At 62.7% G+C, this 24,333-nt stretch carries 20 protein-coding genes; 6 read left to right on the top strand and 14 right to left on the bottom strand.

Going from position 1 to position 24,333, the window contains the following annotated elements:
• Positions 1-40: 40 nt before the first annotated feature.
• Complete coding sequence (locus SCLO_RS01805; RefSeq protein WP_066518560.1) at positions 41-1,180, bottom strand: tyramine oxidase subunit B; 1,140 nt, start codon at positions 1,178-1,180, stop codon at positions 41-43.
• A 211-nt stretch (positions 1,181-1,391) separates the two neighbouring features.
• Between SCLO_RS01805 and SCLO_RS01800 the strand changes: the two genes are divergently transcribed.
• Positions 1,392-2,492, top strand: a complete 1,101-nt coding sequence (locus tag SCLO_RS01800; RefSeq protein ID WP_231923311.1) for an AraC family transcriptional regulator — start codon at positions 1,392-1,394, stop codon at positions 2,490-2,492.
• Positions 2,493-2,518: 26 nt separating this feature from the next.
• Here SCLO_RS01800 and SCLO_RS01795 read toward each other — a convergent pair whose 3' ends face one another.
• From SCLO_RS01795 to SCLO_RS01785, 3 genes are read right to left on the bottom strand one after another with little or no spacing between them, the layout of a single operon-like run.
• A complete protein-coding gene (locus SCLO_RS01795) occupies positions 2,519-3,115 on the bottom strand; it encodes a hypothetical protein (protein WP_217998855.1) in 597 nt (198 codons plus the stop codon).
• 52 nt (positions 3,116-3,167) lie between these two features.
• Complete coding sequence (locus tag SCLO_RS01790; RefSeq protein ID WP_066518472.1) at positions 3,168-3,671, bottom strand: DUF6644 family protein; 504 nt, start codon at positions 3,669-3,671, stop codon at positions 3,168-3,170.
• Between the two features lie 53 nt (positions 3,672-3,724).
• Complete coding sequence (locus SCLO_RS01785; protein ID WP_066518471.1) at positions 3,725-4,210, bottom strand: DUF6644 family protein; 486 nt, start codon at positions 4,208-4,210, stop codon at positions 3,725-3,727.
• Between the two features lie 787 nt (positions 4,211-4,997).
• Between SCLO_RS01785 and SCLO_RS01775 the strand changes: the two genes are divergently transcribed.
• The 3 genes from SCLO_RS01775 to SCLO_RS01765 are packed head-to-tail and all read left to right on the top strand — an operon-like array spanning position 4,998 to position 6,780.
• On the top strand, positions 4,998-5,474 hold the full coding sequence (locus SCLO_RS01775) for a hypothetical protein (RefSeq protein WP_066518459.1): 477 nt from the start codon (positions 4,998-5,000) through the stop codon (positions 5,472-5,474).
• Entirely contained in the window at positions 5,471-6,172 is a 702-nt protein-coding gene (locus SCLO_RS01770; RefSeq protein ID WP_083949111.1) for a HupE/UreJ family protein, read from the top strand. Before SCLO_RS01775 ends, SCLO_RS01770 begins: the two co-directional genes overlap by 4 nt.
• A complete protein-coding gene (locus SCLO_RS01765) occupies positions 6,169-6,780 on the top strand; it encodes a hypothetical protein (protein WP_066518453.1) in 612 nt (203 codons plus the stop codon). Before SCLO_RS01770 ends, SCLO_RS01765 begins: the two co-directional genes overlap by 4 nt.
• Positions 6,781-6,840: 60 nt before the next feature.
• Here SCLO_RS01765 and SCLO_RS01760 read toward each other — a convergent pair whose 3' ends face one another.
• The 10 genes from SCLO_RS01760 to SCLO_RS01715 form a co-directional block, all read right to left on the bottom strand.
• Entirely contained in the window at positions 6,841-9,081 is a 2,241-nt protein-coding gene (locus tag SCLO_RS01760; RefSeq protein WP_066518450.1) for a TonB-dependent receptor, read from the bottom strand.
• A gap of 116 nt (positions 9,082-9,197) precedes the next feature.
• Positions 9,198-9,542 carry a hypothetical protein gene (locus SCLO_RS01755; RefSeq protein WP_066518449.1) on the bottom strand — a complete coding sequence of 115 codons (345 nt, stop codon included), beginning with the start codon at positions 9,540-9,542 and terminating at the stop codon, positions 9,198-9,200.
• A gap of 374 nt (positions 9,543-9,916) precedes the next feature.
• Positions 9,917-10,492, bottom strand: a complete 576-nt coding sequence (locus SCLO_RS01750; protein WP_066518446.1) for a cytochrome b — start codon at positions 10,490-10,492, stop codon at positions 9,917-9,919.
• A 192-nt stretch (positions 10,493-10,684) separates the two neighbouring features.
• Complete coding sequence (locus SCLO_RS01745; RefSeq protein ID WP_169800565.1) at positions 10,685-11,932, bottom strand: PQQ-dependent sugar dehydrogenase; 1,248 nt, start codon at positions 11,930-11,932, stop codon at positions 10,685-10,687.
• A 79-nt stretch (positions 11,933-12,011) separates the two neighbouring features.
• On the bottom strand, positions 12,012-12,575 hold the full coding sequence (locus SCLO_RS01740) for a YybH family protein (protein WP_066518442.1): 564 nt from the start codon (positions 12,573-12,575) through the stop codon (positions 12,012-12,014).
• A 347-nt stretch (positions 12,576-12,922) separates the two neighbouring features.
• Positions 12,923-15,073: a catalase gene (locus SCLO_RS01735; protein ID WP_083949110.1), complete on the bottom strand. Its 2,151-nt coding sequence runs from the start codon at positions 15,071-15,073 to the stop codon at positions 12,923-12,925.
• 187 nt (positions 15,074-15,260) lie between these two features.
• Entirely contained in the window at positions 15,261-17,060 is a 1,800-nt protein-coding gene (locus SCLO_RS01730; RefSeq protein WP_066518440.1) for a response regulator, read from the bottom strand.
• A complete protein-coding gene (locus tag SCLO_RS01725; protein WP_066518434.1) occupies positions 17,050-17,925 on the bottom strand; it encodes a CheR family methyltransferase in 876 nt (291 codons plus the stop codon). Before SCLO_RS01725 ends, SCLO_RS01730 begins: the two co-directional genes overlap by 11 nt.
• Positions 17,910-21,323 carry a response regulator gene (locus tag SCLO_RS01720; protein ID WP_066518431.1) on the bottom strand — a complete coding sequence of 1,138 codons (3,414 nt, stop codon included), beginning with the start codon at positions 21,321-21,323 and terminating at the stop codon, positions 17,910-17,912. Before SCLO_RS01720 ends, SCLO_RS01725 begins: the two co-directional genes overlap by 16 nt.
• 153 nt (positions 21,324-21,476) lie before the next feature.
• Positions 21,477-21,770 (bottom strand): hypothetical protein, encoded by a 294-nt coding sequence (locus SCLO_RS01715; RefSeq protein WP_066518429.1) that lies wholly within the window; start codon positions 21,768-21,770, stop codon positions 21,477-21,479.
• 157 nt (positions 21,771-21,927) lie between these two features.
• Between SCLO_RS01715 and SCLO_RS01710 the strand changes: the two genes are divergently transcribed.
• Together SCLO_RS01710 and SCLO_RS01705 are read left to right on the top strand one after the other, a co-directional pair.
• Positions 21,928-23,703, top strand: coding sequence for a toll/interleukin-1 receptor domain-containing protein (locus SCLO_RS01710; protein WP_169800564.1), 1,776 nt, complete (start codon positions 21,928-21,930; stop codon positions 23,701-23,703).
• A gap of 1 nt (position 23,704) precedes the next feature.
• On the top strand, positions 23,705-24,307 hold the full coding sequence (locus SCLO_RS01705; protein ID WP_066518426.1) for a hypothetical protein: 603 nt from the start codon (positions 23,705-23,707) through the stop codon (positions 24,305-24,307).
• The last annotated feature ends 26 nt before the right edge of the window (positions 24,308-24,333 follow it).

Here is a 24,333-nt window from a genome sequence, read left to right as displayed (position 1 = left end):
CGGCGCGGCAGGCCCGTTTTCCATCCGTTCGCGCCAGAGATCAGCGCAAGGCCGGCTGGTCCCACAGGTTGAGCTTCGTGCCGATCCCGCGCGCGAGGGCGTTGCGGTAGACGATCGTGCCCCAGGCGACATCTTCCACCGCCATGCCGCCGACCGAGAGGATGATGATTTCCTCGTCATCGCGGCGGCCGGGCGCTTCGCCGGCCACGATCCGGCCGAGATCCTCAAGCTCTTCCCGCGCCATCCGCCCTTCCGCGACGAGGTCGAAGAAGCGCACCCCCACCGCAGGGATGATGTTGTGGACCGGCGCAGGCAGTTCCAACTGATAGGTTTCGTACATGGCGGTGAAATCGAGCACCTTGCGGATGTCGGCCCCCTGCATCCCTTCATCGACATTGCACGGCGCGGGCATGGAGAGGAACGTCCCGGGCCGCACCCACTCTCGCTTCACGGTCGGATAGCGGGACGGATCACCCGTCGCAACGGAGGCGCAGAAGGTCACGATGTCGGATTCGCGGACCAGTTCCTCGTCGGTTTCCACCACGCGCACCTCCCTGATCTGCGGAAAGGTCTCCGCCACCCAGTTACGGAATGCGTCGATATTCTGCTGGCCGCGCCCCTTGATCTTGATCGTATCGATGCCGGGGCAATCGACCATGAACGCGGACAGCGATGTCCGGGCCATCACGCCCGGCCCCAATATCCCGACGACCCGCGAAGCCTTGCGCGCCAGATGACGCGCGCCCACGCCCGGAACCGCGCCCGTGCGATAGGCCGACAGCAGGTTGGCCGACATGATCGCGAGCGGCGCGCCGGTATCGACGTCGTTCAGGACGAACATCAGGATAGAGCGCGGCAGGCCCTTTTCGCGATTCTCGATGTTGGAGCCGTACCATTTCACGCCAGCGGTCCGGAATCGGCCGCCAAGATAGGCCGGCATCGCCATGAAGCGACGGTCCGTGGTCGGCTTGGGCATATCGGGGAAAGGCGAATGTTCGGGAAAGAGGAGGATCGCCCCATGCGAATTGCTGTCGGGCCCCGCCATCCGGTAATCGCCGGCATGGAGCAGCGCGAACATCTCCTCCATCGCATCGACGCAGGCCGGCATGTCGCAAACGCCCGCCGCGATCATATCGGGTTCGGACAGGTAGATGAAATCGATCGGGGATGCGGTGTTCATAAGGCGCTCGCTTGTTTGCGACGGAAGATCGGCAGCCGCGCGCAGGGCCATGCGGGCGCGCATCCCTCACCGATCCCGGATCGGGCCGCCCTGGCGGCGTGGGCAGTCATGAAAGGCACAAATCCTCCGTTCGGGGCTTGATGGAGCCATTTTGCCGAAACGCGAAATGGTGTAGATTGCGGTTATGGATTCCCTATTTGCAGAATCGGCCATGCCCCCCTCGCCCGACCCGCTGCGGGATATGTCTTTTTCCCATCATGCCGTTCCTGCCGGCAACGGACAGGCGACGATCAGGCTGCTGTTCCTGACGGCGCTGCTGGAAGCGGTGTCGGATTTGGGAACCCGCATCGATCCGGTGCTTCGCGAACACGGATTTTCGCGATCGCAACTCGATCGGCCCTATGAGCGCGTGCCGCTGCACGGTTACGTCGCGTTGATCGAACATGTCGCGACACGATTCCAGCGTCCCTATCTGGGGCTCGAAATGGGATCGAGTTTCGGGCTCGCCGACCTGGGCCCCCTCCATGCGCTGCTTCAGGCTTCGGGCACCCTGCGGGCCGCGCTGGACAGCCTCGTCCTGTTCCAGTCCCGCATACAGAACCGGACCCTGTTCGAGAGCATGGCGGGCGCGGACACGGCCAGCTATTGCTACCGGATCGAGGATCATCGCATCTGGCCGCGCGGGCAGGACGCCGAATTCGCCATTTCGGGCTATACGACGCTGATCAGGCAATTGACGACGACAAACTGGGCGCCGGTCGAAGTGCATTTCGAGCATTCCATCGCCGGAAGGGAAAAGCGGCTCGCGCAATTCTTCCGCGCGCCGGTGCTGGGCAATCAGGTGACCAACGCGCTCGTGATCCGCAACGACGATCTCGATCACCCCTTCGCTGGCGGCAGTCCTGCGAGCAACGCCAAGTTGCGCGACACGCTCGAGAAGCATCTGCTCGATCTGATGGGGCCGGAAGCCGGGGGCGACGAAGGCATCGTGGCCCGTACGAGGGAAATCATCGAGCGCCGGCTTGGCCGGACCCATCTCGATTTCATATCGGTCGCGGCCGAGCATAATCTGTCCGAACGATCCTTGCGCCGACGTCTCAACGAAGCGGGGACTTCCTTCCGGCTATTGCTTCAGGAAGCCCGGCAAGCGCGGGCGCGGACCATGCTGGAAGCGACCGACCTGCCCCTTGCGGTCGCCGCCGAACAGCTGGGCTATTCCGATACGGCGACCTTCTCCCGCGCTTTCAAGGAGTGGACTGGCGTTTCGCCGGGCCGATTCGCCAAGACCCCGTCCGTCGAGGATCGCGAATAGCAGACGCGTCGGCGCGCGCTGTCGCACTATGCGCCGGGGCGCTGCGAATCCGGATACCAGAAAGTGACGTGACACGCCTCGCACCGTTGGTCGATATCGCCGCCGACCCGCGTCAGCGCCTTAACGTCCTTGCGATCGATCGCATCGATCGCCTCGATACCCGAATCGCGGACCGCCGCAGCGAACTGGTTGAATTCGGGACGGTTGGCGGCAATCGCCGCCTCGATCTGCTGCGGCGTCAATTCGCCCAGCCCCGCCTTGCTGTTGGGCGGCGCGGCATGACGCCCCTCGATCATGACGAGGTTCATCGATTCGACCAGCGATACCGCATGCCGGCGCACCTCATGCCACTCCGCATCGCTATGGGGCTGGCGATTTTCGGTGCCGGCCTCGTTCACGATGACGCCCACCGAGTCCCAAACGCCGTCCGCCGACGGATCGACGGTCGAGTCCATCAATTCCTTGATGCTGGCGACCGCCTTGAAGGGCGGAAGGGTCTGGTCCGCGGTGGACCTGCGCGAGGAAGCGGTCGGCGGCCGATGACAGCCGGTCATGGACAGCATGGCGGCGCCCAACAGGATGCCGGCCGCGACCTCGCGGACTTCCAAAGGTCTTCCAGCCATCATCAACTCCTCTGACGGCCGCCGGCCCGCGCCGACGGCCATGAACGAAAACTCAAAAAACGGTTTCGAGCGTGAACCCGATCCAGCGGCCCAGGAATATGACCACGGTCCACAGGATGAGCGAGGTGGCGCCGGCAACCCGGGCAACCATCGGCGGCGGCAGCGCATCGTCCCAGTCGACGATGCGGCGATAAGCCGTCATATGGAAAATCCCCATGTTGATGCCCGCGGCGGCAATCGCCACCATCTTCCACAGGAACTGCGGATTATGGGCATAGGACAAGGCATTGGAGGCAAACAGCAGGCTGCCTGTGATCACGGCCAGGACGAACGCAACCCAGGTATAAGGCAGCAATTCGACGATCAACTTACGGGCGCTGCGCCGATGGGACACGATGCCGAGCAATCGCAGGTCGACGATCAGGATCGTGCCGAAAACCATCGTCAACGCCAGCACATGCAGCGATTCAAGCATCGGAAAGGCGCTGACATTGGCCCGGATCCAGTCGGAAATCGACAAGTCGTAAATGTTGCGCAGCAGATTATCCAAAGACATGACAGCCCCTCATTTTCCTATATTTCATTTCGGGATTCGCGCGGTGTTCAGGATCAGGTGTAAGCGATCCAGCGGCCGCAGAAGATGACCACGATCCACACCACGAGCGATATCCAGGCGGCAGGCTTCGCGATCGCCTGCCAATGGGCACGGTCATGTTCGAAAGCCGGATCGAGCAGCGGCTTGCGAAACATGAGGGTCAGCACGAACGCGAACAGGACGAGCGCCATCTTCAGCCAGAAGATCGTGTTGCCCAAGGTACGGCCCGGTTCGGCGACGACGAGTATGAGGCCGGTGGTCAGCAATACGACGAGGGCCGTCCACATCCACGGCAGGTAGCGGCGAGCAACGGCGCGCGGGCTTTCATCGGTCGCGATCACTCCCGCGAGCCTCAGGTCGGAAACGATCGCCGAACCGACGATGACGCCGATGGCGAGGATATGGATGCTCTGGACCGTGGGGATCACCCATGTCGTGTCGCGGATCGAGGTCGCAACCGGCGTGGCGTACAGCCAATCGCTAAAAGATGTGATGGACATATTGTGGAAACTCTCCCTCAAAAACCGGCCTGCTTTTGATCGCAGGGTCAAACAGGCACACCGCCTTCGATCGATCTACCGGCCGCGCAACAAGGCATAGACGCGAGATTTGGAAAAGACTCGTTTGAAACGGTTCGCTACGGCGACATTCCCTTTGGAAACGTGCCTGATTCCAGCCCTGGAGAAGCGAGAACCACGCCTCGACGGCGGCGCAATGACGGGCAGCCGGATGCGGCGCCCTCCTTCGCTCCGCCTCCTCTCCAAAGCCGCTTATTCGGGGAGGTTTCCGGCCAGCATGCCGGGCCATGGCGGCGACCGGCGGGAGCGATCGCCGCTTCCTCTTTCACGAACCTTAACATGGGAAGAACCGTAAATAACGGGCGGCACGCCGAAAAATGTCCGAGAGGAATAACGATGCCCGTCATCCAGAGCGTCATTCAAAAATCCCGGAGCCTTCATGCGACATATCCCACGGCTGGCGCCGCCCCGGCGGCCGACACCGCCAGCAACGTCAACATCCTGATGTTCGGCCACAGCGCAGGCAAGGGATTGGGGGCACATTCCCGGCTCCGGCAGCGCGCCTGCCGAAGGCCGGCTCAGCCGCGGACCTTTCGCGCCGGGATTGGCTATAGTTCCTGAGCGGGTTCGCCGCGCCCCTGCTGTAACGGGAGTGTAACGGCAACTATCTTGGCACGTGCGCCGCGACTGACAGGCTGCGGACGATCCATATATCCATCACGTCCAGCCGCGGGAGCGGCCTGACAAAGAGGCAGGCATGAGAACAAAAATGACCGCACTGGCCATGGGGGCCGCACTCGTCGGCGGCTGCGACCGGAAAGCCGATCCATCGCCGGTGGCGGAACCGGCCGACACGCATGAGCTGATGGTGGGGAAGATCGAACCGGCGGCAAAAGTCTACTGGAATGCCGTGAAATATATCAGCGACGAAAACGGCCTTCATGAAATCATGCCGCGCACCGATGCCGATTGGGTCCAGACCCGCGAGGCGGCCGAAAGCGTGGGGCGATACGCCGATCTCATGCTGACGCCCGCCTATGCCCAGTATCGCGGGCAGGACTGGCACGACTTTGCGAAGGGCCTTTCCGACGTGGCCGCACGGGCAGCGGAAGCGGCCGAATCCCGCAAGGCCGACAAGGTGCTCGAACTGGGCGGGATGATGTACAATGTGTGCAGCGCCTGCCACGAAGTCTACCTCCCGCTGGCCGGCAGCCAGCCGCCCACAGCCGGTCCTGACGCGCCTTGAGGCTATGGCCGCTCTTTCCGCGCCCGGCGCTGGCGCTGCTGTGGGCGCTGGCGCTCGGCTTATGGCCTTTCGTCGCCCTGGCGCACGATGTCGCGGCGGGAGACCGGGCCTTCGTGCAGGGGGCCGATGGCCCGGCCTTCCTGCCCTTTCTCTATCTCGGCGCCAAGCATATGGTGACGGGATATGACCATATCCTCTTCCTTGCCGGCGTCGTCTTCTATCTGACGCGCCTGAGGGATGTCCTGCTCTATGTCTCGCTGTTCACCTTGGGTCATTCGGCGACGCTCCTTTCAGGAGTCCTCCTCGACATTCATGCCAATTCCCACCTCGTCGACGCGGTGATCGGGCTGTCCGTCGTCTACAAGGGGGTGGAGAATATCGGCGGTTTCCAGCGGGTAGGCCTATCGATCGATCCCAGGGTTGCGGTGCTGCTGTTCGGACTGGTTCACGGCCTCGGCCTCGCGACGAAACTGGGAGAACTGGGCTTGTCGGGCAACGGCCTCATGATCAATCTGGTGGGCTTCAATCTGGGGGTCGAGCTGGGACAATGCCTCGTGCTGGCGTTCCTCGTGACGTTGCTGGGTTTCTGGCGCAGCACGAAGGGTTTCGCGCGGGGCGCATTCGCCGCCAACCTGGCGTTGATCGCCTGCGGCATTCTTCTCACCGGTCATCAAATCACGAGGTATCTTGAATCATGAGCGAAACAGAAGTCAGACTGCCGTCGCGACGCGGCCTCCTCCTCACCGCAGGCGCGGCGATCGCCGTCGGGGCCGCGATCGTCGTCCTGTTCGTGCTCCCGGCCGAAACCGGGATCGATCCGACGGGAATGGGCGAGGCGACGGGATTGTCCGACATGGCCAATCCCGATGCCGCCCGGTTCCTCGAACGCGGCGTCCAGCGCAAGGGCGTCTTCACGCCCGGCGAAAAAATGCCGAGCGAGGCGGGCGCCAGCGATTACTGGACCTATGACCTCCAGCCCTATGAAAGCATCGAGCTCAAATATGTGATCGATAAGGACCAGCCGGTGAGCTTCGAATGGACCGCCTCCACGCCGGTCAATTATGACATGCACGCGCACCCCTTCGACGGCGGCGAGGAATTGACCGAAAGCTACAGCATCGCCAAGGCCGACCATCTGGCCGGAAGCTATGTCGCGGCGTTCAGCGGCATCCACGGCTGGCACTGGCAGAACCGGGGTTTTGAAACCGTGCACCTCAAACTCAAGGCTTCAGGCGCTATCAAGGGTTCCAAGCTCATCGACCGCGGCGGTGAACATGATCGCGCCCTGACGCCCGAAACGCCGTAAGTATTGCACGTATGCACGGGCGAAGCGGCTTCCGCCCGTGCATACGGTCTTCGGATGGGATCAGAAGGAATATTCGGCATTGAGGCCGAAGGTGCGCGGCTGGATATAATTGAACCAGAATTGATTGAACGAGGTCTGGTTGTAATAGCCGCCGCCGGTGACGCCGCGCTTGTTGGTCGCGTTCTGCAAGAACATGCTCACACGCCAACCGCCGGATTTCACGCCCGCGTTCAGGTCGAGTTGCGCATAGGAAGGATAGGTCTGGCGCAGCACGGCTTCCGGCTCGGAAGAGACGAACTCGCCCTTGCGCTTCCCGACATAGGTGAGCGAACCGCCGGCAAAAGCGTTCAGGCTGGACGATATATCCGCTTCATAGTTGATCGAGAAGCGACCGGAATAGCGGCTCGAGAACGGCAGGCGATCACCCTTGGCAGCGAAGATCGTCCCGGAGGCGATCCCTTCGCGCAGTTCCGCATCGGTATAGGCGCCCCATAAAGTAAGCGTCAGCCCGTCGGTGGGCCTGGCGTCGAAGGACAGTTCCACACCCTGGCTTCGGGCCTTGCCCGCATTGGTGTTGAAGGTGAACGTTCCAAGGCTCGACACCTGTGTGACCTGAATGTCCTTCCAGTCGATATGGTATATCGACAGGTCATAGGACAAGACGCGCCCGAACAGGTCGCCCTTCGCGCCCAGTTCGTAGTTCACCACCTCGTCGGGAAGGAACTGGCACGGCACGGGTTCGACCGGATCGGGATTGCAGCCCGCATTGGGGCCGCCAGGGCGATAGCCCGACGCGACGCGCGCGTAGATCATATGATCGCGCGAGGGCTTGAACCGTGGCGTCACCTGATAGGTGAAGCTGTGCCCTTTTGCCCTGGGGTTGGTGAAATAGCCGTCCGGCACCTCTCCCGGAGAGGTTTGCACCCATTCCCGATGATGCATGTTCTGGCGGTTTTCACTGTATCGCCCACCGAACTGCACGTCGAACTGCTCCGACAGCCGGGCGGTTATATTGGCGAACGCGGCATATTCCTTGAAAGTCACATTGTCGCGCCAGATCACGGGGGCGCCGTATATATCGCCATTGGTCGGATTGGTGGCGAAGGTGTCGATCGTGTATTTGGCTTTCTCACGCGTGTAGAAACCGCCGACGATCCAATCGATGCTGTCCCCGACCGAACCGGCCAAGCGTGTTTCCTGCGAAATCTTGTTCACATTATAGCCCTGGCGCAGGACGTTCCCGAAATCGGTCACGTCGGGGAACACCATGGGAAACAGGAATCCGGTGAGCGGCGACGCCGTGAAGTCGACGAAATCGTAATTCTTGCTCTTCGAATAGGCGCTGATCGATGTGAGCTCGACCGCGCCGAGGTCGGCGGTCACGACGGCGCTGTACAACTGGGTCTTGGTATTGCTGCGGCCCGCGCGGAACTGGTCGCTCTGCCGCAGGTCGCCCAGCCGCGAGTCGATGTTCGACGTGCCATAGATATTGCGATCCTGATACAAGCCGGACAGCTTGACCGACAGGCCCTCCACCGGCTTCCACAGGGCGGACAAGCGGCCGCCCGACACTTTCGACTGGTTCACGTTCCTGACGCCGGTGACCACATTGTCGATATAACCGGCATCGTCCCGGTGGAAGGCGCTGGCGCGCACCGCAAGCGTTTCCGAAACTGGAATGTTAACCGCGCCGCGAACATTATAGCCGAAGTCGCCGCCGGAGCCGGAGATATGCTGAAGCCCTCCGGCGATCGTCCCGCTGAAGGCGTTCATGTCGGGATCGACCGTGATATATTTCACCAGACCGCCAATGCTGCTCGCGCCATAAAGGGTCCCCTGCGGACCGCGCAGCACCTCTATCCGCGCCAGCTCGGCCGGATCGAGGTCCGGCGCGGCGCCGAACAGGCCGCCCTGCCCCGTCGACGAGCCATAGGGCACATCGTCGATGGTGAAGCCGACGACGGGGTTCCCGGTCACCGGGCTTGTCGTGATGCCGCGAATGGCGAGTTGCGCCCGGTTATTCTGGAACTGGAGGTTGACGCCCGGCACGTTCGAAAAGAAATCCTGCGCCCTCGTCTGATTCTGGCTGAGCAAGGCGTCGGAGGTGACCGCCGTGACCGGCACAGGCACATCCTTCAACCGCTCTTCCCGCTTCTGGGCGGTAACGATGATCTCATCGCCGCTGCCCCTCGTTCCCCCATCCTGCGCGGTCGCGGCAGGGGTCCAGCCCAATCCGACGGCGATCACACCAGCCAGGGAAAGATAGCCCAGGGATTTCAGCCGTGCCTTGGTCGTGTCCATAGAGTGCTCCCTTCATTTCGCCCCGTAGGGTCCTGTTTCCGTTATTGCCGCGGTCATGCCGCGGTTCGGGTCTGTCCGGCGGCGGCCCTCCGCTCTTCCGGCGTCGCCCCTGTCGTTCAGGCGTCCTCGCCCTGCTTCCTTTCCCCTCTTGACTGCACATGGTTGGGGCGACCCGCGCCCGCGCCGACGAACGAGACGCCGGTGACGAAGATGAGGGCGATCAGGATGCCCGTTGCCGATATTGCGATCCGCCAGAGCGGGTCGGTCAGCGGCTGCGCCAGCGCCGGGTGCAGCGGTTGCACCTGGAAATGCCCATAGTCGGCGATTGCGTAGGGGACAGCCCGATGCAGCGCGACGCCCGAGACGAAGATCAGCAGCAGCAGCCATGGCCACCGTCCGGCCGTCCGATGGGAAAGGCCGATATAGCGATGCAGCTTGACCTTGATCGGCCGGACCGACATCAAACTCCCCCTCCATTCCCTATTTTATCTGCTCGAAAACCGGGCTTCGGCACTCTCCGGCGCCTTTTTCGACCATGACGCGACACCCCGCCGATATTATGGACGGCGCGTGTCGCATTATCGCCAGCCGCCACCTTCAGGTGATCGGCGCGTTCAGAATTGGCTATCCGTGTGAATCACGGAATTGCCCATCCGGACCGAAATTATGTTTTTTCGGCCATCGCGATCGGAGATTTGGGCAGGTGCATCACCGCGCGACACCGATCGGTGAGAATGATTGCAGGCAAAGCGGCATGGCCCGCGAAGCCAACGCATCGCAGCTTTGGGATATCGGGCCGATCGGCCCGCCGAGAACCTTCGTCCGGCAGACTATATCAAAGCATGCGCGGCAGGACGTCCGTTTCGCCGCCCTTATCGGCCAGACGATGCTTCACGGTGCCCGCGACATGCAGGACGATCAGGAACAGCAACGCATAGGCGCCATAGGCATGCAGCGCGTCGAAAATCTCGAAGGCGGCATCATTCTTGGGAAGCAATTCAGGCAGATCACCGACGAAGAAGAAAGGAACGCCATCGCTTTGCGTGAAGCTGCTGGACATCGAATAGCCAAGCAGCGGCACGAGCAAGGTCAAGAAAATGATCAGCCGATGGACGACATGCGACAGGAGTTTTTCCCATGGCGCCAGTCCCATGGGCGTCTGCGGCAGGAGGGCGCGGTTTCGCCAGCGGATCATGAGATGAACCACCGCCAGCAGCCATATCAATACGCCGAACTGCTTGTGATTATGGTAAAAGAACGAGAACTTTTCCATCGGCGTATCTTCCGGAAGGCCGGTCATGGTCCATCCCGACCAGATCAACCCCAGGATCAGGACCGCGCGCACCCAGTGGAGGATCCGCAGGCTCAACGGATATTTGACCCAGCGCCCGTTCTTTATCTGATCCGCCATGGTGCCGTCCCCCTTCTATCGATCCCCCGCCGGGCGCTATCCTTCGCCGAAGATATCGCTCATATATATGAAAAAGACATATTCATCGTCAATTCCATGCCGCCTGCAACGGGATGTTCCGCCTATCCCACGGTTCTGGAAGCCTTTCGATGATGCCTTCTCCGGGACCGTAAACTACCAACTGGAAATACTCTAGCGCGACGGGCGCGGTGCCGGACTGATGCGAAGCAGCACGCTGTCGCTCTCGTCGGTCAGCGCATAGAGCAATCCATCAGGCCCCTGACGCACGTCCTTGAAGCGCTGGTGGAGGCTTTCCAGCAAGGATTCCTGCCGTATCTCCTGAAACTTGTCGTTGAACACGACGCGAACCAGCGCGCCCGTCCCGTCGATTTCGCCCCGACGGGCACTGGCGACGAACAGATTACCCTTCCAGGCCGCAAATCTGTCGCCGTCATAAAGGGCGATGCCCGAAGGCGCGATCGCGGGCATCCAGACCATGACGGGCGGCTCCGTGCCGGGTCCGACCGGCACGGTCGGCAATGGCGAACCGCCATATTCCACGCCATAGCTATAGAGAGGCCATCCGTAATTCCGCCCCGCCAGGATGCGATTGACTTCATCGCCGCCCTGCGGCCCGTGTTCCGAGGCGATCACGTCGCCCGATGCCGGGTCCAAGGCGAGCCCCAGCGGGTCGCGATGGCCGAACGTATATATTTCCGGCCGAGCGCCCCTGGTCTTCACAAAGGGGTTGTCGCCCGGCACGGTTCCGTCACGACGAATCCGCAATATCTTGCCATAGATATTGTCGGTGCGTTGAGCCGACTGGATATCCCCGATGCTCAGACCGCCGACGGACAGGAAAAGCATATTGTCCTTGCCGAACAGGATGCGTGAGCCCCCCACGCCGACGGCCGCTTCGCCGGTGAGCAGATCCTTCGCCCCCGTCAGCCACCCGTCCCGCAGCGTCGCGCGCGCCAGAACGGTAACGACTTTGAGTCGCCGCGCCCCGGCATCATAGCCGGCAGGGCGATTATAAGTGTAGTAGAGGAGGCGGTTGTTCGCGAAATCGGGATCGATCGCGATATCCTGGATGCCGAGCACGTCGTCCGGATGGATGTTGGCGGTGCCGCTGAAATCGGGCACTCCCGCCAACGGCGCAGCGACCAACACCGGTTTTGCCCCCGTAGCATCGCGAAGCTGCCGTATCCGAACGCCGCGTTCGACGATCAATGCATCGCCATCCGGCAGGAAAGCGAAACTGTAGCCGTGCGCCAATCCACGCGCCAATATGTCGACGCGGATGCCATGTTGCTCAGCGGTATCGAAATGATAAGGGCCGGCCCCCACCGGCATCGGCTCAAGGCCGACCGGCTGGGGTTCGGCGCCGTGAGCCGAAGCGACAAGACCGACGGCCAGCATCGCCGCCAACGATATGTTCACCCACCCCCGCATTGCCGATATCCCCGCCATCAGTTTGCCGATTCCATCATGATCGCCACCCCCGCGCATCGCCGCGCCGTCAAGAGGCGGATCGGGAAGCGTCGTCGATGATGAAACGCCAGCCGCCATCGCTTTCCTTGCGAACGACCTCGATCCCGCCGCCGGTCAGTTCCTGTGCCTTGCCGGCCGCATCGGTGAGCTTGAGCGTCCAGTGGTTCGTTGTCAGCGCGATGTCGTGATAAACGATGTGCTTGCGGTCGTGCAGGTCGATCTGAGGCTTCATGGCGAACAACCCTTCGAAATCGGCGCGCACGCCGGTTTTTCCGATCAGTTCCTTGCCCTCGGGATTGATGTAGGTCACGTCGGCCACATACAGGTCGACCATGCCCTCGATATCGTGGGCATTGAAGCGGTCCTGCCAGGCGTCATAGAATTTATCCAGATCCGTCACAGGCGCGATGCCCGACGAGCCCGCGGCGAAAGCCCGGCCAGCCCCGACAGCGATGCCGGCGGACAGGACGCCCGCCGCCGCGACGCGCAGGAAACCGGACCGGGTCAGCCCCGCCCCCTCCCTGCGGATTTGCGGGATCGCGGAATCATTCGAAAGAGCATGCCTGCAAGCCCGGACGAGGGATGCGATCATCCATATTCTCCTACAAATCACATAGCCGTGTATCAGCGAGCTTAAGTGCCGCGATGGCAAGACGCCACTTCATCTTCGGCCTTCATCTGTGCCGTTTCGGCCAGTTTGCGCGACCCACGCGTGTCATGCCCACCAGCGACGGACAGTGGGAGCCTCTAACCTGATGTTACCTTCTGCACTGATGGGCACCTGCGCCGGGGCTGCCCTCGCCGATCCAAAAGCGGCGTCTCCTCACCATTCAGAGATGGGGGACGCCGTCCGTCGCCAGCGGACGGCGAGGATTCCGCGACCTGTTCAGTCGCGTGACCTGCTTTTCGCGGGCCGCGCATGTGGCCCGCGCCCCGCGCTCAGGCCAGATCGCGCACCCTGGGTTCGCGCGCCCAATGCCGCTTCACGCCGGTTTTCAGGAAATCCTCGATGGGAACGACACCCTCGTCGGGCTCGACATGCGCCTTGTCGAGCAGCGGCTGCGTGCCCTTGCAATGGGCGATGGTCTTGCAATGGCCATAGGCGTCCATGAACCATTGCACCGCCGCGCCCTCCTTGGACAGCTTTTCCGCCTGATCCGGCATCAGTATCGAAGCGACGGCGTCGAACAGTACGGAGGGCGATCCGGCCAACTGACCATCGGCTTTGAGCGTGCCGCCCTTGACCGCGATGCCGCCCACCTTGGGCGCGACCAGGAACGCCGTGCCGCCCGCTTTCTCGATGCCCCCCTTGAGCGCATCGATCGCGGCCTTGTCGGACCCTTCGGCGAACAATATGCCGACCTTGCGGCCCTTAAGCGTGCCATTCGCCTGTTTCTGGATCGACAGGGCGTCGGACGGCTTCATGTCGATGGGCGCCTTTGCCGCCTTCGCCTTTTCCGGGAGGGAGATGGCCAGTCCGGCGGCGACGCGTTTCGCCAGCGTCTCGTCGATATTGCGCAGCCGCGACACGACGCGGACGCGCACATGCTCCAGTTGCACCTTCGACAATTCGAAAACGAGGGCCGAAGCGATATGGGCCTGCTCATTCTCCGTCTGCGAGCGATAGAAGAGCCGCGCCTGGCTATAATGGTCGGCGAACAATTCGGCACGCACCCGAAGCTTCTGCGCGGGATCGTTGCGTTCGCCATTGGCCGGGAAGGATGTGAAGCCGGTTTCCGGACAGGCGCGCGGCCCGCCCTGCTCCCCCGCTTCCGCCAGGCTGTTCGGTTCGTAATTGGCGCGCCCGGTCGGCACCAGCGTCTGCATCATCCCGTCGCGCTGGAAATTATGAAACGGGCATTTGGGCGCGTTGATCGGAATCTGATGGAAATTGGTGGTGCCCAGCCGCGACTTCTGCGTGTCTAGATAGGAGAACAGCCGCCCCTGCAACAAGGGATCGTTGGTGAAATCGATGCCGGGGATGATGTTGGTCGGCAGGAAAGCGGCCTGTTCCGTCTCCGCGAAGAAATTGTCGACATTCCGGTTCAATGTCATGCGGCCGATGACCTCGACCGGAATATCCTCTTCCGGGATGAGCTTGGTGGCGTCGAGCACGTCATAGGGCTGTTGCGCGGCCCATGCCTCGTCAAAGACCTGAACGCCCAGATCCCATTGGGGGAAATCGCCCGCATCGATCGCCTCGAACAGGTCGCGGCGATGGAAATCGGGATCGGCCCCGGCGATCTTCACGGCCTCATCCCAACAGGTCGATTCAATGCCCAGCACCGGCTTCCAGTGGAATTTGACGAAACGGCCCTCGCCTTTGGCATTGACGAAGCGAAAGCTGTGGACGCCGAAGCCTTCCATCATCCGCAGCGAGCGCGGGATCGCCCGATCCGACATCGCCCACATGATCATGTGCATCGCTTCCGGCATCAGGCCGATGAAGTCCCAGAAAGTGTCATGTGCGGAAGCGGCCTGCGGATAACCGCGATCCGCCTCCATCTTCACGCTGTGCACGAGGTCGGGGAACTTCATCGCATCCTGGATGAAGAAGACCGGGATGTTGTTGCCGACCAGATCCCAATTGCCGGTATCGGTGTAGAGCTTGACGGCGAAGCCGCGCACGTCACGCGGGGTATCGATCGATCCCGCGCCGCCCGCCACGGTGGAAAAGCGGACGAAGACCGGACAGCTATTGCCTTTCTTCTGGAAGATCGACGCCTTGGTGAGGTCGGGAATAGCCTTTGTGCATTCGAACACGCCGTGCGCGCCCGAACCGCGGGCATGGACGATCCGCTCCGGGATGCGCTCGTGATCGAAATGGAAGATCTTTTCGCGCAGGACGAAATCTTCCAGCAGCGTCGGGCCACGTTCCCCGGCACGCAAGCTGTTCTGATTGTCGGCGATACGATGACCGAAATTGTCGGTCAGGTGGGCAGTTCCATCACTATGATCCGCCTCGGCAGGCACATTCTGATGCAGTTCGCCGCCCGCGCCCACGACGGCATCGGAGGCGGGACTGCCCGCGCCGGGCGCATGGTCATGCAGCGAGTTCGCAAGCGCTGGTGAATTTTCCGGTTTCGGCATCGCAATTCTCCCCATCAACCTGCCATGGCGGGAGCTTGAAACACGTCGACCTGTCGGCGACAGCCTGACCCCGCGCCAGCCGGGAAAATAACGGCTTATGGTGTCGAATGTTCCTTGGCCGCGTCCTCGCCGGAGACATGGGGATCATGAAGGCATGGGCGGCACGGTCCGCCGAGACGAGGGCCTGTCAGTTTCCCCACAGTTCAGCGATCGCCTTCATCAATTCCTTGTTGCTGAACGGTTTTTCGATCACGGTCGCATGGCTGAAAGGCTGCGGGAGATGTTCGCTGCCATAACCGCTGACGAACAGGAACGGCAAGTTCCGTGCGGTCAATGCGTGGGCGATCCGGTCCACGGGCTGCCCCTGAAGATTGCCATCCACAAGGGCCGCGTCGAAACCGCCCCGCCCGATCCTGTCAAGGGCATCTTCCACGGTGGAAACGGAGCCGGCAACCTCGGCGCCCGCGTCTTCCAGGCTCGCTGCGAGTTCGAATGCGATCAAAGGTTCGTCCTCGATCAGAAGCAGGCGGCGTCCCTTCAGGTCGGGAAGGCCCTGCGCGGGATCGGTGGCCGAGGGCTGGCTCCGCCGCGCGGGCCGCTCCGCCGCGCGCCCTTCCGAGACATGAGGAAGAATGAGCGTCCAGCCCATGCCTTCCGATGCATAATGAGGCTCTGCGCTGCCTCCGTCCGCCCGCAGGCTGCGCTCGATCAAGGCGGTGCCGAAGCCCCGCCGCGTCGGCGGCGCGACGGCCGGTCCTCCGCGCTCCTGCCACTCCAGCACCAGCCGGTCTCCCGTCAGCCGCCAATGGAGACAAACCCGTCCGCCGGGGACCGACAACGCCCCATATTTATGCGCATTGGTCACAAGCTCATGCAGGACGAGCGCGAGATGCAGCGCCGGTTCGGGAGCCAGATCGACATCGGGCCCTTCAAATTCGAACCGCTCCCCGTCGATCGCGCCGATCGACATCTGTCCTTCCACCAGCTCGCGCAATCGGGCCGCCTGCCAGGTCGCGCCGCTCAGCAGCGAGTGAGCGCCGGCCAGCGCGTGAATGCGCCCGATGAAGGTCGGCGCGAAATCGGACGGACCGGACGAATGGCGCAGCGTCTGGGTCGCGATCGCCTGCACGGACGCAAGCGTGTTCTTGACCCGGTGATTGAGTTCGCCGACCAGCAGCCGCTGGGTTTCCTCCGCCCGCTTGCGTTCGGTGACGTCGAGTATCTGAAGACTGATCGAAAAGAGCCGTCCGCCCGCATCGCGCAGCGCGGAGCAATAGCATTCGCACTCCACCGGCAGCCCTTCGACAGTGTGGAATCGGAGCGGGCGCGTCGCCCGTGGCAGCGTCCCGGCGATCATTTCATCCATCACCGCGGCAAATTCCCCCCGCTCGTCCGCATCCAGCCATTTGAGTTCGCCAAGGTCGAACCCCATCACCTCGGCCCCGCGCCAGCCGAACAGACGTTCCGCGCCGTGGGACCAGGCGATGATATGCTGGTCGGCATTCAATTCGACGATCGCCAGCGGGGAATTGTCGCCATGCGCATGCAGCCGCGCGAGGGCGGCGGCATGCCGGTCGCGTTCGCGCGCCAGTTCCTGCCGCTGCTGGAACAGTTCCACGAACAGGGCGACCTTGTGCCGCAGGATATGGGGGTCGACCGGCTTGAAGAGATAGTCGATCGCACCGCTTTCATAACCGCGGAATTGCCGCCGCTCATCCGTCGCGACCGCCGTGAGGAAGATGATCGGAACCCGCCGGGTCCGTTCCGTGCCGCGCATCAGTTCGGCGAGTTCGAAGCCGTCCATACCCGGCATCTGCACGTCGAGCAGCGCAAGCGCGACATCCTCCACCAGCAGCAGCTCAAGCGCCTGCGCGCCTGAACGCGCCTTGATGAGCCTCACCCCCTCGCCGGTCAGCAGCGCCTCGAGCGCGGTCAGATTTTCTTCGACATCGTCGACCGCGAGGATTTTCGTGGGTTCAGGCTGCATGATCGAGCGCCCTCAGGTCGCGGACATTGCGACGGTAGATTTTTTCACCTTCCTCGAAATCGTCGAAAGCATCGGAATAGCAGGAAAAGCGCAACGTCTCCTTCGAACCCAGGCCCAGGAAGCCGCCCCGGACGAGGGAATCCGCGAACAGTCCAAGGGAACGGTCCTGCAAGGCGCGGTCGAAATAGATGAGGACATTGCGGCTGGACACCAGATGCACCTCTCCGAAAACCTGGTCGCTGGCCAGATTATGCTGGGCGAACACCGCGCGGCGGCGCAACGACTTGTCGAAGACAGCAGCGCCGTAAGCCGCGGTATAATAGTCGGACAAGGATGCCCTGCCGCCCGCCAGCCGGTGATTTTCGGTGAAGGACGGGATGCGGTCGACGCCATAGATGCCCGCTTCCGCCCGTTCGAGCGCGGCGGGGCTGATGTCGGTGCAATAGAAGACGGTGCGGTCCTCCAGTCCCTCCTCGCGGAACAGGATGGCGAGGGAATAGAATTCCTCTCCATTGGCGCAACCGGCGATCCACACCTTGAGCGAGGGATAGGTCCGCAGGTGCGGGATCACCTGTTCGCGCAGGGCGCGGAAATAAGCAGGGTCGCGAAACATCTCGCTCACCTGGATGGTGAGGAAGCCCATGAGGTCCACGAACACCGCCGGATCGCGCAGCACCCTGTGCTGAAGCTGGGACAAGCTGTCGCAACCATGGCTCTGCATCGCGCGCGACAGGCGGCGGTGCAACGATCCGCGCGAATAGCCCCGGAAGTCGTAGTGATAATGGCGGAAGATCGCCTCCAGCAGCAGGTCGAGTTCCAGTTCCTCATGCGGCGCGGCATGGTCGGCGTTCATCGCGGCATCCATACGCGCACCAGGCTGAGCAGCTTGTCGACGTCCAGCGGCTTGGCCAGATAGTCATTCGCCCCCGCCACCAGACATTCCTGCTGGTCCTGCGCCATCGCCTTCGCCGTGAGCGCGATGATCGGCAGCGACACGCCCCAGGGCTGGCGGCGTATCTCGCGCGTGGCGGCAAGGCCGTCCATTTCCGGCATCATCACGTCCATCAGCACCAGATCGACGGGCGCGGCGAGATTGCGCGCGGACTCGTCCAGCGCGGCCAGCGCCTCGCGCCCATTGCGTGCGATACGAACATGAACTCCATGAGGCTCGAAAATGCTCGTAAGGGCGTAAACGTTCCGGATATCGTCCTCGACGACCAGAATATTCCGCCCCTCCAGCGCCTCGTCGCGGCTGAGCGAGCGGGCGATCAACTGTTGCTGCGTTTCGGGCAGTTCCGACACCACCTGATGCAGGAACAGCGTCACTTCGTCGAGCAGGCGCTCGGGCGACTTCACGCCCTTGACGATGATCGATTTGGAATAGCGCCGCAGCCGCAACTCCTCTTCGGGATCGAGATCGCGCCCCGTGTAGACGATGACCGGCGGGAAGCCGACATTCTCGTCCACGCTGAGCCGTTCGAGCAGGTTGAGGCCCGATGCGTCCGGCAGGTTGAGGTCGAGCACCATGCAATCGAAGGTTTCCTTGCCCAGCATCTCGAAACATTGGGCCGCCGAATGCGCCTCCATCGTCTCGACGTCGCGCGATGCGAGCAGCAATTTGATGCTTTCGGCCTGTTGGGCGTCATCCTCGACCACCAGTACCCGGCGCATCCGCTTCGCCATCCGGGCCTCCAGCCCTTCCAGCATTTCGATCAACGCCTCGCGCTTCACCGGCTTGAAGAGATAGCCGATGGCGCCGCTCGACAACGCGGCCCGGCTGTCGTCGTCCACAGACACGACATGTACCGGGATATGGCGGGTGCGCACGTCGCGCTTGATCCGGTCGAGCACCGACAGGCCCGTATGGTCGGGCAGGTTCATGTCGAGGATGACGGCATGGGGCAGATATTGCCGGGCCATGAGCGCACCTTCGTCGGCGGTGCCCGCGATCAGGCACTGGAAACCCTGTTCATGGGCGATGTCGCAGAGGATACCGGCAAAGACCGGGTCATCCTCCACGATCAGGATCAGCCGCGCGTCGCCCGACAGGGTTTCGCGGTCATCCTGCGTGGTGTTGGCAGCGATCCGAGGCCGTGAATGGGCGGAGGCGGGAAGCGGCTTGGGGCTGTCCGGCAGCGTGAGCGTCGGCACCTGGCTGAGCGTCGGGTCGAAGCGGTCGGGCAGCAGCAGCGAAAAGGCGCTGCCCTGGCCCGCGTCGCTCTCGACCAGCAACTCGCCGCCCAGGAGCCGCGCCAGTTCACGCGAGATCGACAGGCCCAGGCCCGTGCCGCCATATTTGCGGCTGATCGTCCCATCCGCCTGACGGAAGGGTTCGAAGATGAGCTTCTGCTGCTCGGCGGCGATGCCGACGCCCGTGTCGCGCACGGTGAAGGCGATGCGTCCGTCGGCATGGCGGCCGGCGGTGAGGGCGACCTCCCCCTTCTCGGTGAATTTGATGGCGTTGGAGAGGAAGTTCTTGAGGATCTGCTCGACACGCTGCGAATCGGTTTCGATCTCGGCCGGGTCGCTGCCCGCCATCAGACGGAAAGACAGGCCCTTGGCCTCCGCCGACGGAGCGAAAACCGCCTGCAACTTGTCCAGCATGGTCGCGATCCGCACGGACCGGGGCTGAAGCTCCAGCTTGCCCGCCTCGATCTTCGAAATGTCGAGAATGTCGTTGATGAGCGTCAACAGATCATTGCCGGACGTTTCGATGGTTTCGGCGTGGCGGACCTGATCCGCCGTCAGATTGCCCGCGCGGTTTTCCGCCAGCAGACGCGCCATGATGAGCAGCGAATTGAGCGGCGTGCGCAGTTCGTGACTCATATTGGCGAGGAATTCGGACTTGTAGCGGCTGGCCTGCTCGAGATCGGCGGCCTGATGTCGAAGCGAGACCTGCGCCCGCGCGAGGTCGTCGCGCTGGACCTGGAGTTGCCTTGCCTGTTCCTCCAACTGGGCATTGGTCTGCTCCAGTTCGCTTTGCTGCGCTTCCAGCCGGGTCGCGGATTCCTGCAACTGGCGGCTCTGCGTTTCCAACTCGTCATTATTGGCGCGCAGTTCCTCGCCCTGCGCCTGCAATTCCTCGGCTTGCCGCTGGGTTTCCTCCAGCGCATCCTGCAAGCGCGCCCGGAAGCGGGCCGAACGAAGAGCAATGCCGATCGACAGGCTGGCTTCGTCGAGCAGTTCCAGGGCGGCGGCGTCGACAGGTTCGAAAAACCCCAGTTCGAGCACCGCATTGACCACATCATCGACCTTTGCCGGCACGATGACGAGGTGGCGGGGACGGTCCCGACCGAAAGCCGATCCGATCGTGAGGTAATGATCCGGGACATCCCGCAGAACCTGCGGACGCCCTTCTGTGGCGACCTGTCCCAACAGACCTTCCTTGGTGCCGAAGCGTTGGGGAATGTCGGCATCGGACGGGATACCGAGCGTTGCCACCCGCTGGAAGAGTCCTTCCTCGCCCTTGAAGAGCGCTCCGCCCTGAAATCCGAGATAACGCGCAAGGAACGCCAGAATCGCCTCGCCCAGCTGTTCGACGGACTGGTCGCCCCGCATCGCGGCGGCAAGGCCGAGATGGCCGGCCTGAAGCCAGGACTGGCGAACGCGCGCGCGGCTGTTCCTTCGCACGAGAATGAAGACCGAGATCACCAGCACCGCGCCCAGCAATCCGGTGACGATGCCACTCGTGATGGCCGTGCGGGACGCGGACGCCATGTCGTCGATCCGGATCTCGCGCAGGCGCATCTCCTCCCGCGCCATGATGTCGAGTTGCGCGCGTATGGCGTCCATTTCATCCTTGCCGCGTCCACTCTCGACAACGGCCACCGCCGCCTCCCTTTGCCCGGCGCGGCGCTGGTCGATGCTTTCGCGAAGTTCAGCAAGCTTGGCGTTCACATGGCGCTTGAGACCGACGAGATTGGTCTGCTGGGTGGGATTGTCCCGCGTCATCGCGGCGATATTGTCGATGCGCGAGGACAGGATCGCGACCGCATTGGTGTAGGGTTCCAGATAGCCCGGATCGCCGGTGAGCAGATACCCCCTTTGCCCCGTTTCCGCATCCTGCGCCGTCGAGAGAAGCTCCTCCAGCGAGACGAGCACGCTATGCGTGTGGCGGATGGCCTGATCGCTGTCGCGCAAGGTCTGGATATTCAGATAGGCAATGACGCCGCTGACGAGGAAGAAGACCAGTCCTGCGATCAGACCAAGAGCCGCCCATGTGTCGGAACGCGATCCGAAACGGGCGAATCCCGATTTTGTCATGATGATCCTCGTCTAGCGGTGAAGCCCCCCTTGATCGCGTAGCCACTGTTCCGATCCAGAATCAAGCATCACTGCGCATCTTTCCCGCTTCCATTAACTTCGATCAAATTTTCTTCCGGTTTTTGGGGAAAATATGTCCGTCATCCGCCGCGATCAGTCCTCGTCCTCGGTGGGACCCAGCGCGTCCTCCTCGTCATCCATCTGCGGTTCCCCGGCGAACGCATCGGTATCGATCCGGCCCGATCGCACCATGTCGTTCATCCGGTCGACCAGATCGGGCGCGTCATCGGGCGTGACCTGCGCCGGGTTGCTTCGTCCGCCATGTTCGCTGTCTTCGGAAATATCCGTCGCGCGGTCCCGCGCCGATTGCGCCACATCCTGCGCCTGCGCTCCTTCTTCGTCCTGTTCGCTATTGTCTTCCGGTTCATCCGCGGGAAACTGGTTCATAGCCTGATCCTTCCATCTTTCGATCCGTCGCGCCCCTCGCTTCTCTTCCAACGAGGAAGGAGGCGCATTGTTCATGACGGCGAAACGCAAGCCGCCTGGGATCGCCTCCCCCTTCCGAGATACTGTTTTTCATGCGCCGTTCGGCATAATATCCGAAATGGACATAGGCAGCCGGCTTGCCGGAAAGCCGATCGGGAAGGCGGAGCGGATCGATGTGACGCAGCAAGGGGGCCATGCAAGGGCGGTTTATGCCGCCTTCCTCAGCTATAACCACAAGGATGTCCGGGCTGCCCGCCAGCTCCACCGGCGGCTGGAATCCTATCGGTTGCCCAAGGGCGCCGCCCGGCCGGACGGGTCGAGGAAATTGGGGCGGATTTTCCGCGACAGGGATGAACTGCCCGCCGCGACCGACCTGTCGGAAGCGGTGAAACTGGCGCTGTCGCAATCGGATGCTCTGGTCGTCCTATGTTCGCCCCATTCCGCGGCTTCCCCGTGGGTGGACCAGGAAATCCGCCTGTTCCGGGCCATGCATCCTGATCGTCCGATATTGGCGGCGATCATCGGCGGCGAACCGGAGGAGGCGTTCCCTCCCGCGCTAGGGGAAGGGGCAGAGCCGCTGGCCGCCGATTTGCGGCGACAGGGCGACGGCCTGCGATTGGGAACGCTGAAACTCGTCGCCGGGCTTGCCGGAACAGGGCTGGACCGCCTCGTCCAGCGCGACGCGCAACGGCGCGTCCGCCGCGTGACGGCCATCACGGTCGCTGCGCTGATCGTCATGCTAGGCTTCCTCGCGCTGGCCATTGCGGCCACGCAGGCAAAGCGGGAGGCGGAGCGGCAACGCGCCGAAGCGGAAGGGATGGTCGAATTCATGCTGACCGATCTACGAGAGCGCCTGCGCAGCGTCGGCCGGCTCGACGCGCTGAGCGTGGTCAACGAGCGGGCGATGACCTATTACCGGGATCAGGGTGATCTGACACACCTGCCGGACGACAGCCTAGAAAGGCGGGCTCGCATCCTTCAGGCCATGGGCGAGGACGATATCGCGCGTGGCAATCTGCCAGCGGCCATGCGGAAGTTCGGGGAATCCCACCGGACGACATCGGCGCTGCTGGACGACGATCCCGCAAGACCGGAATGGATTTTCGCCCATGCGCAAAGCGAATTCTGGATCGGACAGGTGGATCAGCTTTCCGGTCGGGCCGACGCGGCGCTCCGGCATTATCAGGCCTATCTGCGCAGCGCGCTGGAGCTTTTGCGACTCCAGCCCAGGGAAGCGCGCAGCTTCACGGAAGTCGGCTATGCGCTCAGCAACATCGCCTCCGTGCAAGGGGAAAACCTGAACGATCGAGACCAGGCGATCAGGAATTACACCAGATCCCTTCGCTGGTTCGAAAGGGCGCAGGCGGCGGCTCCCCGCTCCTTTTCCATCCGGATGGAAGTGGCCGAACGACATGCCCGCATCGCCGACGTGCAGTCCGACCGCGGAGAATATCCTTCGGCGCGGGAACATCGGCTTCGGCAATTGAGGCTGCTCGAACCGTTGAGGCGGGAAGATCCGGGCAATGGCGATGTCGCCTATGACACGCTGGTTGCGACCCGGTCGCTCGCCCGCATCGCCTTCAAGACGGGCGACCTGGCTGACGCCGCCCGGCTGCTGGATGATGCGAAGAAGCGGTCCTGGGCGTTACGCAGGCGCGACCCGGAAAACCAGAGCTGGTTCGAACAGCATCTGCGCATCCTCATAGACGCGGCGGAAGTGGCGCAAGCGCGCCGGCACGAAACCGAAGCCAGCCGCCTAGTCGATCAGGCGCGCCTTTTCATGCGGGAATCCAGCCCTCAGGCGGCGGCGGCTCCCGAATTCAAGGCTACATCCATCCAAAGGCTGGATGCCATAGCCCAGTTGGACAGCAGCATCGTGAAGGAGGGCCAGTAAAATGCGTTTTGGAGATAGCATCAGGAAATCCGGACCCGACAAGGATATCCGCTTCAGCCATGTCGTCCTGCTCCACATCAGCGTGAAGCGGGGAGTGTGGCACGTCAATCGCTGGTTCGCGCCGATCGGCAAGGGAGGCCTGGGCGCGACGGAGGAGCGGCTGCTCCGGCTCGCCCGGTCACGCAAGCGCGAATGCGCGTGCGAATTTCAGGGCCATGGTTTCGAGAATATCCGCTTCGTCGGACATCCATCCTATTTCACCATCGTGCTGGACGCGCCCGGTTATGAATTTCAGGACGACAAGGGCACCGACCCGATATGGTTCGTGGAAAAGAAGGTCAATTCCCGCCTTCCCCCACCGCCGGCGCCGGTCGTGCCGAACCGGACCTTCTACGATCTCGAAACCACGCGGGTCCGGGGATTTCCGGCGCTGCGTTGCCGGAACTATCTGCGCAACGGCCTGACGGGAGAACCGCTGAAGAAGGGAGAGGAACAGGGGTTCATCTTCAACATCCACCTTCAGGCGCGCTATGCGCATGACGACGCAACCGGCGTCACCCTGGTGATCGACCCGGACGGGACCAGCCGGGGACCGAATAACTGAATCTTGTGGCGCCACGCCAACGCCTG

Source organism: Sphingobium cloacae, assembly GCF_002355855.1.
GTDB lineage: Bacteria > Pseudomonadota > Alphaproteobacteria > Sphingomonadales > Sphingomonadaceae > Sphingobium > Sphingobium cloacae.
Note: the sequence above shows the minus strand (reverse complement) of the source record. Positions and strands in the feature narration are given on the sequence as shown.

Bases quoted from the DNA above. Each gene is read 5' to 3' on its own strand.
- SCLO_RS01805 (WP_066518560.1), bottom strand. From the start codon at position 1,180: ATGAACACCGCATCCCCGATCGATTTCATCTACCTGTCCGAACCCGAT.
- SCLO_RS01800 (WP_231923311.1), top strand. From the start codon at position 1,392: ATGCCCCCCTCGCCCGACCCGCTGCGGGATATGTCTTTTTCCCATCAT.
- SCLO_RS01795 (WP_217998855.1), bottom strand. From the start codon at position 3,115: ATGGCTGGAAGACCTTTGGAAGTCCGCGAGGTCGCGGCCGGCATCCTG.
- SCLO_RS01790 (WP_066518472.1), bottom strand. From the start codon at position 3,671: ATGTCTTTGGATAATCTGCTGCGCAACATTTACGACTTGTCGATTTCC.
- SCLO_RS01785 (WP_066518471.1), bottom strand. From the start codon at position 4,210: ATGTCCATCACATCTTTTAGCGATTGGCTGTACGCCACGCCGGTTGCG.
- SCLO_RS01775 (WP_066518459.1), top strand. From the start codon at position 4,998: ATGACCGCACTGGCCATGGGGGCCGCACTCGTCGGCGGCTGCGACCGG.
- SCLO_RS01765 (WP_066518453.1), top strand. From the start codon at position 6,169: ATGAGCGAAACAGAAGTCAGACTGCCGTCGCGACGCGGCCTCCTCCTC.
- SCLO_RS01760 (WP_066518450.1), bottom strand. From the start codon at position 9,081: ATGGACACGACCAAGGCACGGCTGAAATCCCTGGGCTATCTTTCCCTG.
- SCLO_RS01755 (WP_066518449.1), bottom strand. From the start codon at position 9,542: ATGTCGGTCCGGCCGATCAAGGTCAAGCTGCATCGCTATATCGGCCTT.
- SCLO_RS01750 (WP_066518446.1), bottom strand. From the start codon at position 10,492: ATGGCGGATCAGATAAAGAACGGGCGCTGGGTCAAATATCCGTTGAGC.
- SCLO_RS01740 (WP_066518442.1), bottom strand. From the start codon at position 12,575: ATGATCGCATCCCTCGTCCGGGCTTGCAGGCATGCTCTTTCGAATGAT.
- SCLO_RS01735 (WP_083949110.1), bottom strand. From the start codon at position 15,073: ATGCCGAAACCGGAAAATTCACCAGCGCTTGCGAACTCGCTGCATGAC.
- SCLO_RS01730 (WP_066518440.1), bottom strand. From the start codon at position 17,060: ATGCAGCCTGAACCCACGAAAATCCTCGCGGTCGACGATGTCGAAGAA.
- SCLO_RS01725 (WP_066518434.1), bottom strand. From the start codon at position 17,925: ATGGATGCCGCGATGAACGCCGACCATGCCGCGCCGCATGAGGAACTG.
- SCLO_RS01720 (WP_066518431.1), bottom strand. From the start codon at position 21,323: ATGACAAAATCGGGATTCGCCCGTTTCGGATCGCGTTCCGACACATGG.
- SCLO_RS01715 (WP_066518429.1), bottom strand. From the start codon at position 21,770: ATGAACCAGTTTCCCGCGGATGAACCGGAAGACAATAGCGAACAGGAC.
- SCLO_RS01710 (WP_169800564.1), top strand. From the start codon at position 21,928: ATGGACATAGGCAGCCGGCTTGCCGGAAAGCCGATCGGGAAGGCGGAG.
- SCLO_RS01705 (WP_066518426.1), top strand. From the start codon at position 23,705: ATGCGTTTTGGAGATAGCATCAGGAAATCCGGACCCGACAAGGATATC.